Source organism: Secundilactobacillus yichangensis (assembly GCF_016861565.1).
GTDB classification, from domain to species: Bacteria; Bacillota; Bacilli; order Lactobacillales; family Lactobacillaceae; genus Secundilactobacillus; species Secundilactobacillus yichangensis.
Window position 1 is genome coordinate 74,220 of record NZ_BOLK01000006.1, and the last position, 17,967, is coordinate 92,186.

Sequence of the window (17,967 nt, forward strand, 5' to 3'; positions counted from 1 at the left end):
AGTCTCTTTCAGCACAAAAAGCCCCACATACGTACGCTACGTATGTGGGACTTTAGCGTTTAAATAGCGAGGGAGAAATTTAAACGGGGATAACTAACATTTAATTCTAGATATTCTTACGACGTTTCTTTGTTCCAGCTAAGCCGAACAGTGAAAGCAGTCCGCCTAACAATCCAAGTGCTGCAACACCTTCAGCTGGTTTTTCATCAGTTTGAGGTAATACACTCTTGTCAGCAGCTTGATTTGCGCCATTAGCTTGACTAGATGCGTTTGCGCCTTCAGCAGTAGCAGCTGTACCTGCCGAAGTATCTTGAGCAGTTGCACCGCCTGGGGCAACAGCGCCACCCGCGTCACCAGTTGCCATGCCAGCGTCACCGCTGGTTACAACTGCACCTTGATCAGTGTCGGCACCATTGCCTGCAGTAGCAGTACCGTCACCAATTGCAGTGCTAGTAGTATCAGTGGCACCACCAGTTGGCGAAGTTACGGCCGTGCCGTCACTAGGCGTCGTGGTTGTTGTGTTCGTAGTACCAACATTGCCGCCTGGCGTTGTGGTATTCGTGCCACCATTACCACCCGGTGTCGTGGTATTCGTGTCACCATTACCTCCTGGTGTCGTGGTATTCGTGTCGCCATTGCCGCCCGGCGTTGTGGTATTCGTGTCGCCATTGCCGCCCGGTGTCGTGGTATTCGTGTCACCATTACCACCTGGTGTCGTGGTATTCGTATCGCCATTACCGCCCGGCGTTGTGGTATTCGTGTCACCATTACCGCCTGGTGTCGTGCTACCGCCATTATTAATGTTGACAGTCACTTTCTGGCCACCTGGTTCTGTAATAACGATGTTACCGTCATTAACAACGTAACTGCCACCGCCATTTGGTACATTACCAGTGTCGCCAATATGAAGTTTAGGCGTTGGTGTCCCATCTGGACCGGTAACGGTATAAGTGCCATCACCGTTTACATCAATCGTGTAGTTACCAGTTGGTGTTTCGACAGTGTTTGAAGTTGAACCGCCGCCATTAACGGTAACGTTAACGATGATGTCACCGCCTCGGCCGTCAATAGTGCCCCCATTACCTGGGACAATAACAGTTGTCTTACCACCATTGTCAGTGATGCTCAGTGAGCCATCTGGGTTAACAACAAACTTGTCACCATTTGGCAAGGTACCGGTCTGACCTGGTTTGAGTGTATCCGAACCAGTTGGTGTGGTCAGCGTAAAGGTACCGTCTGGGTTCTTCGTGTAGGTGATTGTCACATTCTTACCATCTGTGCCACTTGGTAAGGTGATCGTCGTCCCTGCGGAGCCATTTGTACCATAGTTGTTGGTGATGTAGTACGTGTTACCGCCATTGGTAGTTGCAGGACTGCCGGGGTTAATAACGAATGTCTTCCCATCAGGGTTAGTAATACTTAGTGAGCCATCTGGGTTAACAACGTACTTATCACCATTTGGTAAGGTACCGGTCTGACCTGGTTTCAGTGTATCAGAACCAGTTGGTGTGGTCAGTGTGAAGCTGCCATCTGGGTTCTTCGTGTAAGTGATTGTCACACCTTTACCATCAGTACCACCAGGTAAAGTGATCGTCGCACTTGATGGTCCGTTAGAACCATAGTAGTTGTTATTAGTAACATTACCACCAGTGTTAATCATTGAAGAAGCACCCTTGTTAGGATCAATGGTGAACTGAGAACCATCTGGATTGGTGATTGTCATCGAACCATCTTTGTTAATTACAAAGGTTGCGCCTGTTGGTAATTCACCGTGGTCGCCCGGTTGAACGGTTTGTGTGCTGCCATCTGGGTTAGTAATGATAATGTCACCGTTAGGCTGCTTTGTTACGTTGATAGTCATACCGCCGTTGCCATCCTTGCCTGGGATGAAGACTACAGTCGTCTTAGCAGTCCCTTGGTTATTGTTACCACCAGGGTTGATAAAGATATTACCTTGGTTACCAGCCTTTGGATCAACAGTTGAAGTTGTGCCATCTGGATTGGTGAAGGTAATCGTCCCATTTGGATTGACAATGTACGTGGTACCGTTTGGCAATTCACCAGTGTCGCCTGGCTGAACCTCTTTAGTCGTGCCATCTGGCAGGTGGATAATCGTTCTGCCATCAGCAGTCTTTTCAACTGTCACAATGGTATTCGCACCCGGTTGTCCATCCTTACCTGGCTGGCCAGGAATGACGATAACTGTGGTCTTGCTGTCACCAGCAGTTGGCTGTCCGCCAATCTTGCTTGGGTCAATTGTAGTAGTGCCACCATTCTTATCAATAAAGGTAATCGTCCCATCCGGGTTAACAACAAAGCTGCCGCCTGCAGGATTGACGTGGCTTGAGTTATCACCTGGTTGAACAACTTCTTTACTGCCATCTGGGAAGTTGATGGTAAATGAACCATCAGAGTTCTTGGTAACAGTGGTGCCGCCATTTTGACCTGGCAGAGTAATCACGATTGGTTGAACGGTATTCGTTGAACCGCCATTTCCAGGATTCTTGAAGTTTGAGTTTGGATCCATTGGGTCCGTGCCGTTCAGAATTTCTTGGAGATCGGTGTCGCCATCGCCATCAGTATCGCCCTTCTTCGGATTAGTGCCAACAGTGGTTTCAAAGTTATCAGGAATACCATCACCATCAGTATCAATAGTATTGGTCGTTGATCCGCCGCCATTATTGGTGTTGGTTGGTGTCGTCTCACCCTTGTTAGGATCATAAGTTGACTGATTACCGTCAGGTGTCGTGAAGGTAATCGTCCCATTTGGATTGACGATCCAGGTCGTACCGTTTGGCAATTTACCTTCGCTACCTGGTTGAACGGTTTGAGTCGTGCCATCTGGGAAGTGAAGAATAATATCACCATTAGGTGTCTTCTCAATCATGACAGTTTGGTCAGCACCATCTTTACCATCGGTACCGTCCTTGCCTGGCAGAACAATGTTAGTGATCTTGCTGCCTGGTTGGGTTGTGCCATTGGTCCTGTTATTTGGATCAACCGTGTAGCTGTTACCGTCACCATCAGTAAAGGTGATCGTCCCGTCTGGGTTGACCTTGAAGGTCCCGCCAGCTGGGTTATCATGATCTTTTCCGTCACCTGGCTGAACGGTTTGTGTTGAGCCATCTGGGAACGTGAAGGTTAATGAGCCGTCACTGTTCTTAGTAACGGTTGGTGCACCAGTTTGACCTGGAATGTTGATTGTGATTGGTTGACCTGTGCTGCCACCGTTGGTAGTACCTGAACCGCCGTTACCAGGGTTCTTGTAGTTTGAATTTGGATCTAACGGATTAGTTCCGTTCAAAACTTCTTTCAGATCAGTGTCACCATCACCGTCAGTATCAATACTGTTGATGTCAGTACCCGCCTTAGTTTCAAAGCTATCTGGAATACCGTCACCATCAGTATCGACGTCACCACCATTGTTAGTACCTGAACCATTTGTACCATTCCCTGGGTTGACAACCGTTGTTGAACCATCTGGGTTCGTAATGCTCAGTGACCCATTAGGAAGCACTGTGTAAGTCCCACCATTTGGTAAGGTACCAGTGTCACCTGGTTGAACAGTCTTTGTATTGCCATCCGGGGTGGTGATAGTTACAGACCCATCAGGATTCTTGGTGTAAGTGATCGTCTGTGGAACACCATCTTTGCCAGCTGGCAATGTGATAGCAATAGTTGCAGGACCATTTCCACCATAGTAGTTATTGGTCGTGTTGTTAGTCGTACCGCCATTGTTATTGGTTGTATTAGTGTTAGTGCTTGTAGAGGTCGTTAAACCACTGGCACCGTTGTCGGGATTAATAGTCGTCGTGTTGCCTTCTGGAGTGACAAATGTGAGGGTACCATCTGGGTTGTAAGTGTACTTAGTCCCATCTGGTAATGTGCCACCCTTACCTGGTTCAACCGTCTGGGTAGAACCGTCTGGCAAGTGGAGAATAATATCACCGTTTGGTGTCTTTTCAGCAGTCACAACACTAGTTGCGCCATCTTTACCTGGAAGAACGATAACGGTCGACTTGCTGCCTGGTTGTGTTGGTGTGTCTTGTCCATTGTTCGGATCAAATGTGTAGCTGCTACCATCTGGATTCGTAATGGTAATGGTGCCATCTGGGTTGACCTTGAAGAAACCACCATTGGCATCAGGCTTTGTGGCGTCGCCAGGTTGAACAGTTTGGGTTGAGCCATCTGGGAACGTAAAGGTAATTGAGCCATCAGGGTTCTTAGTGGCTTGAGTCCCACCGTCTTGACCTGGAATAGTGACAATAATAGGCGTTGTGGTTGTCCCCCTGTTAGGGTCAATCGTGTAACTGTTACCCTTACCATCGTTGAAAGTAATAGTCCCATCTGGGTTGACCTTGAATGAACCGCCATTTGCATCAGGTGTAGTCGTATCACCTGGTTGCACAGTTTGGGTTGAGCCATCTGGGAACGTGAAGGTAATTGAACCATCAGAATTCTTAGTTGCTTTAACACCACCATCTTGACCTGGAACATTGTTAATCGTTGTGATGGTAGTTGTTGTACTCGTTGATCCATCCTTACCGCCGTTTTCAAGGCTCTTTAAGTTAGAAGCCGGATCCAACGGGTTAGTGTGGTTTAGAATTTCCTGGAAATCTGTGTCGCCATCACCGTCAGAATCAGTTTTGGCAGTATTCGTCCCAATCTTAGTTTCAAAATCGTCTGAAATACCGTCACCATCTGCATCGCCAGGAGTACCAGTATTGCCGGTGCCTGTGTTAATGGTGATATTGCCAGTAGTTCCCTTACTTGGGTCAATCGTGCTAGTTGTTCCATCTGGGTTAGTAAAGGTAATGGTCCCGTCTGGGTTAACAACGTAGCTGCCGCCACCTGGTAAGGTGTCCGTATCGTTAATGTGCACGACTTTTGTGGAGCCGTCTGGGAAGTGAAGTGTCAGTGTCCCATCCGTTCCTTTTTCAACGGTCACAACTTGATCCGGAGTATTAGCCCCATCAGTTCCGTTTTGACCAGGAATGACAACAACTGTTGTCTTGCTGCCTGGCTGGGTTGATGATGGACCCGCTCCTTTATCAGTACTTGGATCGATGGTGTAAGTCTTACCGCTTGGATCAGTAAAGGTAATGGTGCCATCTGGGTTAACAACGAAGCTACCGCCTGCAGGGTTGGTCTTATCTTTGTTGTCACCTGGTTGAACCGTTTGTGTTGAACCATCTGGGAAGGTAAAGATTACGGAGCCATCTGAGTTCTTTGTAACCGTCGCTCCGGCATCCTTACCATCTTTCCCTGGAATGGACACAACAATTGGCGTCACCGTGTTCTTACCATCGGTTCCGGCTCCGTTAATACCAGTAGAACCATTAGTACCATCAGTACCCGTACCACCAACGATAACCGTACCGCCGTTAATATTAATGGTTGAACCTGTACCGTCAGAACCTTTACCATTCTCAAGGGACTTGAGGTTTGAATTAGGATCCTTAGGGTTAGTACCGTTTAGAACTTCTTGAAGATCAGAGTCACCATCGCCATCAGTATCCTTGCTGTTCGCGTTAGTGCCAACCGTGCCTTCAAAGCTATCTGGAATACCGTCACCATCGGTATCAACAGTGTTTGTGGCAGTTTGGCCGCCCGCATCAGCATGATCTGTAGGCAGACTTTGCCCCTTGTTAGGATCAATCGTTTCCTTGTTGCCGTTTGGATCAGTAATTGTAATCGTCCCATCTGGGTTAATGACAACACTGGATCCATCTGGTAATGCCCCAGGTTTCTCTGAAGTGATTGTTTGAGTTGAGCCATCTGGTAAGTGGAGCACAATATCTCCTGAAGGCGTCTTCTCGATCATCAACGTTTGATCACCGGCATTGTTACCATCTTTGTTAGCACCTGGTAACACAATGTTAGTGATCTTGCTGCCTGGTTGTGTGGTCCCGTTAGTCTTGTTATTTGGATCAACCGTGTAACTGTTACCGCCTGCATCGGTAAAAGTAATCGTACCGTCCGGGTTGACCTTGAAGGAACCGCCATTAGGATTGGTCTTAGTGTTGTTATCACCTGGCTGAACGGTTTGCGTTGAACCGTCTGGGAAGGTGAAGGTCAGTGAACCATCGGTATTCTTAGTAACGTCAGCACCGCCCTTGGTACCATCTTGGCCTGGCAGGATGATTTGGACGGGCGTTGTAGTCGAACCGCCACCGTTATCAGTGCCAGTTGTTGAACCAGTACCATCGGTTCCTGTTGAGCTACCTCCATTATCGTTATCATCGTTGTTATTAGTAATGTTGATGTTAATCGGCTGACCAGTGCCATTTGAACTTGAGCCTGAACCCCATTTGCTTGGATCAATGGTCAAAGTCTTGCCATTCTTATCGGTGAAGGTAATCGTACCATCATCATTAATAATGAATGAACCACCATCAACGACAGCATCTGAACCGCCATGACCATCGGTACCAGTCACATCTTTGTCAGTGTACAGGACATTAATCGTTGCCCCGTTTTTGATAAAGTAACTAGCTAATGACTCAGCAGCAGGTTTGTACCATGTCTTATCATTGGCATCCTTATAGGTTGCTGCGAGCTTAGCTGCATCGATTGCATCACCGGTTTTACCGGATAGATCAGCCAAGGTTGAACCTGGTAATACGTGGCCAGCTTCATCAATAGCTTGGAGGGTGTATGTTGCATCCGTATCTGTATTATTATCTGTATTATTATCAGTAGGTGTTGTGTCTGCACCTGCGTCACCAAAGGTAATTTCGGCTTGAGCAGGCGCTTTTGGCATCTGGAAATTAGATTTAGCGGCTGTCAGCGCATCTTGAACCTTCTTAACCCCTGATTTACTCAACGTATATTTAGCTTTGTTAGTAGCAGGGTCAATCGGGTCAATCGCAAAGTCTGCCTTACCAAGTTGACTCTTAACAGATTCGTAAATCGCATTAATTGCTGCTGCATCCTCTGCGCTAATACCACTCTGTGGCGTAATACTAAAATTATTGACAAGCTCATCTGCAGAAACTTCATCCGGAGTCGTCTCTGTTTTAGGAGCAGTAAAGTCTTTAACCTTAGCATTACCCACAGCATCGCTTTGTTTCAAAGTAATTTGCTTGCCCAACTTAATGATCGCTTGGTCAACATCGTATTGAGAAGCATCAGGGTCTGCTGCGACCGCGACTGCTAACGCCTTTGAATCAGGTGTAACGTCTTGCATAGTCGTTGCATCATTAATCAACTGATTCAACTGAGTTTTATCAACATTCTGATAAGCGATAGTTGTTTGACTCTTAGAAACAGCATCAAAAACCTTAGCGGCAGTATCAAATGTTTCATTAACAAATTGACCTGCATCAGCATTTTGTCCAGATGCTTGATCAACAAACTTAGGATCCGTCCAGTTGATTGGAACAGCAACATTTTGAGTTTCACCGCCCAAAGAGCCGCCAATCATTTCATCGATACCTTTCCCTAAGTTATCGGTTACCCAACCGTTAATTGCAGTAATAACGGGTTGAACGGCACCGTTGTTAAGGGATGAGAGGCCTTTAATTGCGCCTTCAATAATCGGATCACCAATTTTAAGAAGGAATCCACCTAAGCCGCCCTTGTCCTCAGCTGCTTTGATTGCTTTGTCCAAAATGCTAATAGGCGTTTGCCCGTTAAATCGATATAAATCGTCTGGGTCGTTTTGAGCATCTGGATGAACGATTGGTTGATCCCCAGCAAACACTGCATCGAGGGAATCCGCAATACCTTGTGACCAGCCCTCAATGTAGGACTTAAACATGTTGGTAACAGCGTATGCAGTTGACAAATCACTGCCGGCTAGAACTTCGATGTAGTTTTTAGAATCACCGTTACTGGTGTCGGTCTTGATCGTTGCATCGGCAAGTCCAGAGATGGACATCCCATCCTTCATCAGATTGTCGCCAAATTTATTCAATTCGTCAATTGAATCATTGGCTTGGTTAATCAATCCCTGATAGGCATCCTGGAAGTCTGTTGTATTAACACCAAGAAGCGGTAGTAAGTCTACCAAAGTTGCAACGATATCACTGACACCAATATTATTCTCGCCATCTTGAGTAAATGTAGCACCAAGACGATCCCCTAAACTGGTAGCTTCAGATACAATGCTGCCTACATTAAGAATATTTGAAGGGTCAGTTGGATGCTCTAAAGCATTTTTTAAATTGTCGCCAAGTAATGATTTCCCTTGACCAATTAAGGCTTTTCCAATGCCACCAGCGGCGCCACTGAGGCCTGAAATTCCCTTAGTCACAAAGCCAACAACATCTCTCACAACTCCGCCATTAAGAACGGCATTGTAAACGGCTTTACCATCAATGTTACTGCCAACCTTATAGGTGTCTTTGTACTTACCTTCAGTACCATAATCAGAATCAGTAATCTGGAACTGTTCACCTGTAAGTGGATTCTTAACGGTAATTCCCACAGCAGTTTGGTTTAGAACCTGTAGAGTTCCTACTTGCAAACTTGATTTTAAGTTAGTAGGAATCCCAATGTTCACACCATTATCAGAGCCGCCGACCAGTGAGACATCAACACCTGATGTTCCGGCTGAACTGTAAATGGTGGCACCGCGACCAGTGTTATCTACAAATTTTTTAGGATCATTAGGATCGACGTTTGTAATTAAGTTTGAACTGTCAGAACTGATTGCACCCTGGTCGTTTATATGATCAACAGTGATTGTGTCTTCAGGAACTTGATTATCGGTGATTTTTTGATCTAACCCATCGTTTTTACTATTAACATCACCATTGGCATGTATCAGCGTGTATTGACCATTTGCGCCTGCTTGGGCAATTGGGTCAGGATTCTTATCACCATAAACATTACCGTACGTGCCAGTTCCGTCGGTTTTACGGTCGTTTGCCCTGTTAGCGTTATCTATGCTATCAGCACCAACACCCGCAGTACTACTGTTTTCAGAAGCATTCTCTAAACCGCTACCAAATAAATTACCTTTGATTAACGCTCCTGAAGTATCGGGTTCTTTAGATGCACCGGCTGGAGCAGTAACGGTACCCTCATTACCTGTAACGGTACCAACCTTGATGCCAACATTTGAACTCGTATTCTTGGTGATTTGACCAGGAACGGCGGTTGATGCTTGATCAGTTTGATCGCCAGTAGTATCTGAAGCAGCACCAGTTGTTGCTGGATCTGTATTGGCGGCAGCTTGGCCAGCCTCCGTAGTATCGCCTGTTGTTGCAGCATCTGTATTGGCGGCAGCCTGTCCAGTCCCCGTAGTATCACTTGTTGCTGTAGCATCTGTATTGGTGGCAGCCTGTCCAGTCCCCATAGTATCGCCTGTTGTAGCTGTATCAGTATTGGCAGCCGGTTGTGCTTGCGTAGTTGCCGGCTGTTGCTGTGCAGTCGCTCCACTATTCGGATCTGCAGCTTGGCCAGCATCGGCTCCTATATTTGAATCCGCAACTGGTTTTGTCACCTGTGTTGTTGGCGTCGTGTCTTCCGTAGTTGCGGCAGACGCCTGGACCTGCGAGCCAAATAGTACAGCACCTAAAGAAAAGGTTGCAATACCGGCAAAAAGCCAGGTACGACCTGCTTTATACATCCGATAATGCAGCGACTCAGTTTGATGCATGAGCGCTAGCTTACGGTTCCCCTTCGAAAGATTTTTTGAACCTCTTCCCATAATAATTCCTCCTCCATAAATTCCAAAAACTTAAAAGAAATTAAAGCAAATACAACGTTGTGCTTTGCACGCCCTTACATTAGCAAATTTTCCTCACTTAAAAGTCACATAAAAGAAATTATATTACTAAGTTTTTTAACCTGGATTTAAAAAATCGAGAATATTTTCTCAAGAACGCCGTTATTGTAGAAAGTTATGGTTACATATGAAAAAATGATTTATACGTAAAAAAAGTCCCACATACTTACGATACGTATGTGGAACTTTTTATCTATACCAAAGAAATTTAAAATCTTATTTTAATGCTATAAATTGTTGCGACGCTTCTTTTCTTCGACTAAGCCAATTAACGATACCAATGTTCCCAATAATCCAAGAACGACAACCCCTTCAACCGGCTGTTCACCAGTTTGAGGTAAGTCATGATTGTTCGTTACAGAATTATTATCTTGAACATCGACCTTACCATTAGCATCGTTCGAAGCAGCTTGAGGGGAACTCTTAACAGCTGTTCCGCCTTCAGTACTCGTAGCCGCAGATGAACCGTTAGTAGCTGTTCCACCTTCAGTGTCAGATGCAGATGCACCAGTGTTGCCACCGGCTATAGCACCGCCCTGATCAGAGCTGTTGCTAGTACCATTGGTGTCACCGTCAGTTGCCGTACCGCCTTGCGGAGTTGTGGTAGTAATGTTGTTATTGTCGCCAATATCACCATTAGTTGGTGTATTGGTCTTGTCAGTATTACCGTCACCGGTTGGCGTGTTGGTCTTGTCAGTATTATCATCACCGGTTGGTGTATTGGTCTTGTCAGTATTACCATCACCAGTTGGTGTATTGGTCTTGTCAGTATTGCCATCACCAGTTGGTGTATTGGTCTTGTCAGTATTACCATCACCAGTTGGCGTGTTGGTCTTGTCAGTATTACCAAAGTTGATAGTCAGTTGTACACCATTAGGTTCAATGATAATAATATTGTGATTATTAACGACGTAACTACCCTTGCCATCTGGTAAGGTACTGTTGTCACCAGGAGTCACATTCTTAATAGTATTGCCATCTGGTGTAGTAATATTATACGTTCCATCGCCATTCACACTGATCGTGTAGTTGCCGCTTGGTGTGCTGATAGTTGTATCGGGAGTTGAACCACCATTACCTGTGTTAACAGTGACGTTGACAGTCACATTGCCGTTACCCGTGGAAACAGTTGCACCGTTACTTGGGTTGATGACTGTTGCACCACCACCATTAGGGTTAGTGATACTCAATGAACCATCAGGGTTAACAATGTAGGTATCACCATTTGGTAAAGTACCCGTGTTACCTGGTGTTACAGTCGTTGAACCCTTTGGTGTCTTCAAAGTATATGAGCCATCAGGATTCTTGGTGTAGGTGATTGTTGTAGTCGTTGAACCATTTCCGCCACCTGGGATAGTGATTGTTGCACCCGTTGAGCCATCTGAACCATAGTTGTAGGTGATGTAGTTAGTCGTGTAGTTGTTTGTTGTACCACCATTGTTAGTGGTTGATGAACTCCCACCTGGATTAACCGTAAATGTAGAACCATCTGGGTTGGTGATTGTCAATGAACCGTCTTTGTTGACAGTATATGAACCACCGCTTGGTAACTTACCACTATCACCTGGTTTAACATCCTTCGAACCGTCTGGTAGGACGATCGTGTACGTGCCATCCGGGTTCTTCGTGTAGGTGATATTGGTAGTTGCGTCGCCATCTTTACCAGGTAAGGTAACCGTCGTACTGCCACCATAATAGTAGTAATTGTTAGTCGTACCGCCATTGTTAGTCGTGGAACCATTGCCTGGGTTAACAGTCGTTGTGGAACCATCCGGATTGGTAATCGTCAATGAACCATCTTTGTTAACAACATATGAATCACCGTTTGGTAACTTACCAGTATCGCCTGGTTTAACATCCTTAGGACCGTCTGGTAAGACAATTGTGTATGTGCCGTCTGGGTTCTTCGTGTAGGTGATATTGGTAGTTGTGCCGCCATCTTTACCAGGTAAGGTAACCGTTGTGCTGCCACCATAGTAGTTGTTGGTGGTGTTGTAGTTGTTAGTCGTATCGCCATTGTTAGTCGTTGATCCATTACCAGGGTTAACGGTTGTCGTGGAACCATCCGGATTGGTAATTGTCAATGAACCATCTTTGTTAATAACATATGAACTACCGTTTGGTAACTTACCAGTATCGCCTGGTTTAACATCTTTGGAACCGTCTGGTAAGACAATTGTGTATGTGCCGTCTGGGTTCTTCGTGTAAGTGATCGTTGGAGTACCGCCATCTTTACCTGCTGGCAAGGTGATGGTAGCCGTCGATGGCCCATTTGAACCATAGTAGTTGTTAGTGATATTAGTGGTGTTGTTAGTTACATCACCGTCAGTAGTGGATGTGCTGTTAGCAGGGTTGACAGTAAATTGCGAACCATCTGGATTGGTGATCGTCAATGAACCGTCCTTGTTGACAGTGTATGAACTGCCGTTTGGTAACTTACCAGTATCACCTGGTTTAACATCATCCTTGGAACCGTCTGGTAAGACAATCGTGGACGTGCCATCAGGGTTCTTGGTATAGGTGATCGTTGTTGTCGTTGTGCCATCTTTACCAGGTACGGTAATGGTCGTGCTTGTTGCACCATCTTTACCATAGTAGTAGTTATTGGTGGTGTTATTGATTATTGGACCGTTAGATGACGCTGCACCATCAACTGGATTAACAGTTGTCTGGGAACCTTCTGGATTGGTAATTGTCAATGAACCATCTTTGTTTACAACGTACGTACCACCATTTGGTAACTGACCAGTATCGCCAGGTTTAACATCCTTCGGACCGTCTGGTAAGACAATCGTGTATGTGCCATCTGGGTTCTTCGTGTAAGTGATCGTTGGAGTCTTACCATCTTTACCTGCTGGCAAAGTGATATTCGTACTTGCTGAACCATCTTTACCATAGTAGTTATTGATGGTCGTGTAATTGGTAGTGTCACCATTGGTTGATTCACCAGTAGCGTTACCAGGGTTAAGCACAAATGTCTTATTGTCGGGCGTTGTGATGCTCAGTGAGCCGTCAGAAAGAACGGTGTAGGCATCGCCATTTGGCAGAGTACCCTTATCACCGGTCTTAACCGGAGTAGTCTTGTCATCAATTGTGATTGACAATGTCCCATCTGGGTTCTTCGTGTAAGTGACCGTTGAATTGTTGCCATCCGTATCGCCTGGGACAGTCACAGTTGTCGATGAGGCACCCTCTGAACCGTAGTAGTAGTAATTGTACGTTGTCGTGTTATTACTATTAGTTTCACTATCACCACCATCATTAGTTGTGGTCGTAGTCGTGTTTGTGGTAGACGTTGTGTGCGTCGTACCATCATTAGGAATTACAGTATCGGTCTTACCATCTGGCGTGGTGAATGTAATTGAACCATTCTTGTTAATAACGTACCTAGTACCATCTGGTAATGTACCAGTGTCACCTGGTTGAACCACCTTTGAAGAACCATTTGGCATGTGAAGAATAACAGCGCCACCTGGCGTCTTTTCAACCGTCACAGTGGACATTATTCCATCCTTACCAGGAAGGATAACGACCGTATCTTTACTATCTGGTTGAGTTGGCGTGCCTTGACTACCGTCTGGATAGAAGGTGTAACTGCCACCCTTACCATCATTAACGGTAATGGTGCCATCTGGATTTACAGTGAAGGTACCACCATTTCCATCAGGCTTGGTTGTGCCACCAGGTTGAACCGTTTGAGTTGAGCCATCTGGGAACGTGAAGATAATTGAACCATCAGGATTCTTAGTGGCTTTAACACCATTGTCTAGACCTGGAACGTTAACGATAATCGGGTCAGTCGTTGTTCCCTTGTTAGGGTCAATCGTGTAGGTGTTACCCTTACCGTCATTAAAGGTAATCGTTCCGTCTGGGTTTACCTTGAAGGAACCACCATTTGAATCAGGCGTGGTCGAATCGCCAGGTTTAACAATTTGCTTTGAACCATCTGGGAATACGAGGGTGATTGAACCATCAGGATTCTTGGTTGCTTGAACGTCCCCGTTTTGACCTGGAAGATTGTTAATGGTTGTGATAGTCGTGGTGGTTGATGTACCAGTGGAAGCATCCTTACCACCGTTTTCCAATGACTTCAAGTTTGAGTTAGGATCCTTAGGGTCCGTGCCATTCATGATTTCTTGCAGATCAGGATCGCCATCACCATCAGTATCAGTCTTATCTGAGTTAGTCCCTATGATAACTTCCAAGTTATCTGGAACGCCATCACCATCGGTGTCTTTAGTATTATTATCAGTCGTGCTGCCACTGTTGATGATGTTAGTGATATTCGTAATGTTCGTAGTAGAACCGGTAGTAGCCTTTGTATCATTTGAATCGTTATATGGTTTAACAACCATTGTGCTGCCATCAGGGTTAGTGATGCTTAATGAACCATCAGGAAGAACAGTGTAATCTCCACCATTCGGCAACTTACCCGTATCATTAGATTTAAGGGCTGTCTCACCGTTGGCATTCAAGGGAATAAACACATTAGGGGTTTTCGAAGTATCAAAAACGTAGCTCTCGTAAGACTCAGTTCCATCAGGTTTCACGGTATACGTAATTTTGTAAGTCTTACCATCTTTACCAGCTGGTAACGTGATATCGGCTTTTGCAGGACCAGTTGTCACGTCAGTGTCAGTTGGCATATTGTTAATGATGTTCCAAGTATCTGCGATGCCATCACCATTAGTGTCATTTTTAGTGACAGTAGGCTGACTAGTTTGACTCGTAGCATCCTTGCTTGAGATAATATTGTATTTATTTCCATCTGGATCAGTAAAGGTAAACGTACCGTCTGGATTCGTCGTGAAACTACCACCATTTGGTAATGCCACGGTGTTAGTCGGCGTTTTAGCAGTGTCATCAGCTGTCTTAGGCTCACTTGCCTGAGGATCAGTTGATGATGTTGCATCAACTGCGTCTTTAAATTGCGACTCGGTTGAGCTGCCACTGTCCGGCTTTACAGATGCTTGCGGTTGTTTCTGTACAACAGGTGTAACTGGCGTAGCTGTCTTATCAGTCGGTTGCGTGGTATCTGAAGTTGGCGTAGCTGTCTTATCAGCTGGTTGCGTGGTATCCGAAGTTGGCGTAGCTGTCTTGTCAGCCGGCTGCGTGGTATCTGGAACTGGCGTAGCTGTCTTGTCAGCTGATTGTGTTGTATCTGGAGCTGGCGTAGCTGCCTTGTCAGCCGGTTGCGTGGTATCCGAAGCTGACGTAGCTGCCTTGTCGGCTGATTGTTCTGTGGCCGATGGCGCAGGTGCAGTTGTCCTTAAAGTTGTCGAAGTACCATTACCACCATCATCCCCCGTTACCGCTGGTTGATGTTGTTGCTGTGATGTAGGTGTTGTATCAACAGTTGTAGCTGATGCTTGAGTTGAGGTTAATCCAAGTAATCCAGCACTTAACGTAAACGTAGCAACGCCCGCAAACAGCCACATCCTCCCTGCCTTATACATCCGGTAATGTAATAGGGTCGATTGGTTTTCTAAAGCTAACTTACGATTATTCTTAGATAAATTTTTTGAGCCTTTTCCCATAATATTTCCCCCTCAATATTGAGATATTAACAAAAAAGAAGCAAAAACAACACTTTATTTTATACAGCTTTATACTACAACAAAAGCAACTTTAATAAAAGCCTAATTTACAAGGATTACGGCCTATTTTCGATTAAAAAATAAGTCGGGATTATCCATGCTCCATCAGCCCTATTATTGCAGAAAGTTATGGTTTCTTACTAAAAATAAGTATGCAAAAAAAACGGTCATTCTCCTCACTGGAAGAATGACCGTTTTAATTTTAATTAGCGTTTAAACAGTATATAGCAAATTTTGATTACTTTTGAACCTGAGCAATTAGCTTCTTAATCGCTTGTGCTTGGAACTCAGCTGTCAATTGCTTCTGCAGCTTTGCCTGGTCAGCTTTGGACATGGCTGGGTTCTTCATCATAGCAGCTTGCATGCCCTTCATCACGAAAGCCTTACCTTGTTGCTTTAATTGTGCTTGATAAGTCTTGTTTTTCATTTGTTTTTGAAGAGCTTTAGATTGAGCAACTGAAAGAACCAGCCAGTTCTTGTTAACTTCAATCTTGTTCGTCCGCTTATCAAACTTATGATTTTCACCAGTGAAACCAAACCAGAATTTGGCAGCATTATTCTTGTAACGCCAACGGGTAACCGTAGTGGTCATCTGGGTTGTGCCGTTTACTCGGGTCAGCTTATTTTTGGTATCAGTATTTGCCTGAGTATGAACCGGCTTCTTAGCATTTTCACTACTCTTGTAAATGTATACTTGATGATTGTTCTTCGAACCGATTGGCTGGTAGAGAATCATCGACATTGATTTGTTCGGACTAACAGAATAGATATTCCTTGTCGTAGTCGTCGTATACTGTTCCAAGCCATAATGGTGCTGCCAGTTCTTAACTGCATAAACACTAGAAACAACTAATCCTAAAAGCGCTAAAGTTGTTAAAATCACACTTAATCCCTTATTTTCAATATAAATACAGAAAATAAAAGCTAAAACGGCGAATAGGCCAAGTAAAATTAAGATCATTTGCTTTCACCCCCATCTTTTTCGGTGTAATCACTAGCATCCCCACGGTTCTTCATGAAGAAGGCGGTGATGACAGCCAAGAAACAGAAGATAGCAGCAACAATGAAGGCCGCGTGATAACCGCTTAAAGTCGCATTGATAGCATGATCCTTATACGCTAATGGATCAGTCTTCAATAAGTGCTTACCTGGCATTCCGTCCTTAGTCACGTTAGTTAAGATACTGATCAAGACAGCCGTCCCCACAGAACTGGCAATTTGCCGTTGCGTGTTGTTCACGGCAGTCCCATGACCAATCAGGTTAACTGGTAAAGCGTTCATACCAACGGTTGTAGCAGGCATCATTGACATTGAAATCCCGAACATCCGAACGGCATAGAGGACAACGATGTAAGCTGTCGGCGTGTCTTTGGTAATGAAAATAAATGGAATTGAACCCAGCGTTAAGAGAATCATACCCATAATAGATAGGTTCCTAGCACCGTAACGATCAACGGCACGACCCGTAATTGGACTCATAACAGCCATCATAACGGCCCCAAATAACAGGGTTAGTCCGGAATGGAAAGCTGACATTCCCTTAACAATTTGCAGGTACATCGGAATCACCATTTCAACACCCACCATGGCCATCATTGAGATGGAACTTAAAATTGCCGAGATGGTAAATGGTACTGAACGGTAAACCCGCATTTCCAAGAATGGGTCGTCCATCTTCAATTGACGCCAGATGAACAAACCAACAACGATTGCACCAACGATCAAAAAGCTGATTACTTTGGTGCTGCCCCAACCATCATCACCAACTGATGAGAAGCCATAAAGGACACTACCAAAACCAATCGTAGACAGAATAACCGAAAGGACATCGATGCCTTCCTTTTTCGTCTCCAGAACGGGATGCATCCAGAAGAAACTGGCAATAATCACTAATGCAAGAATTGGCAACGTCATGCCGAATAAATCACGCCAAGAGAAATTATCAATGACCCATCCTGAAAGGGTTGGACCAATAGCAGGTGCTACACCGATAACGATACCGGCAAGCCCCATGGCAGTCCCACGCCGTTCTGGCGGGAAAACTGATAACATGATTGTTTGAAGCAATGGCATGGTCACTCCAACACCAATACCTTGGAGTAAACGACCCGTTAACAGGATACCAAAGTTGGAAGTTGGTGCGGTAAATGCAACCAGTGTTCCAGCAAAGAAAATTGTCATTGCGACAATGTAGAGCCACTTGGTATTAAAACGTGTACTCAGCCAAGCACTGATTGGGATCATGATCCCGTTGACCAGCATAAACCCGGTAGTTAACCACTGAACGGTTGAAGTTGAAACGTTGAACGCGTTCATTAAGGTCGGAAATGCTGTTGATAAAATGGTTTGATTGAGGACCGTACAGAATGTACCGACCAGTAAAATAATGATCAATAACCCTCTGTTATAGGATTTCCCCTTTGTGTCTACTGCGTTACCCACTAATTAAAACCTTCTTTTCTTGTTTTGCTTTTTTAACGACTGTCAACTACTATAATAACTTGAAAGGTATTTGTCAACTATCTTGACAAATTTATTCTATTATATATACTGGTTATTATGAAATAGGATAGACACGTTATTAAATATAACAATTGGAACCCTGTTCTAATAGGGAAGAAAACCGTTACAATA

Annotated in this window: 4 protein-coding genes; all 4 read right to left on the reverse strand. The window is 44.9% G+C overall.

What is annotated here, in order from left to right:
- Positions 1-106: 106 nt before the first annotated feature.
- The gene (locus tag JUE95_RS06735; protein ID WP_203650161.1) at positions 107-9,658 is read right to left on the reverse strand and encodes a KxYKxGKxW signal peptide domain-containing protein; all 9,552 of its coding nucleotides are present in this window, start codon (positions 9,656-9,658) and stop codon (positions 107-109) included.
- 305 nt (positions 9,659-9,963) lie between these two features.
- Positions 9,964-15,273: a KxYKxGKxW signal peptide domain-containing protein gene (locus JUE95_RS06740; RefSeq protein ID WP_203650162.1), complete on the reverse strand. Its 5,310-nt coding sequence runs from the start codon at positions 15,271-15,273 to the stop codon at positions 9,964-9,966.
- A 298-nt stretch (positions 15,274-15,571) separates the two neighbouring features.
- A complete protein-coding gene (locus tag JUE95_RS06745; RefSeq protein ID WP_203650163.1) occupies positions 15,572-16,294 on the reverse strand; it encodes a DUF4811 domain-containing protein in 723 nt (240 codons plus the stop codon).
- Positions 16,291-17,775, reverse strand: coding sequence for an MDR family MFS transporter (locus tag JUE95_RS06750; protein ID WP_203650164.1), 1,485 nt, complete (start codon positions 17,773-17,775; stop codon positions 16,291-16,293). The genes JUE95_RS06745 and JUE95_RS06750 overlap by 4 nt, the downstream gene beginning before the upstream one ends.
- Positions 17,776-17,967 lie beyond the last annotated feature (192 nt).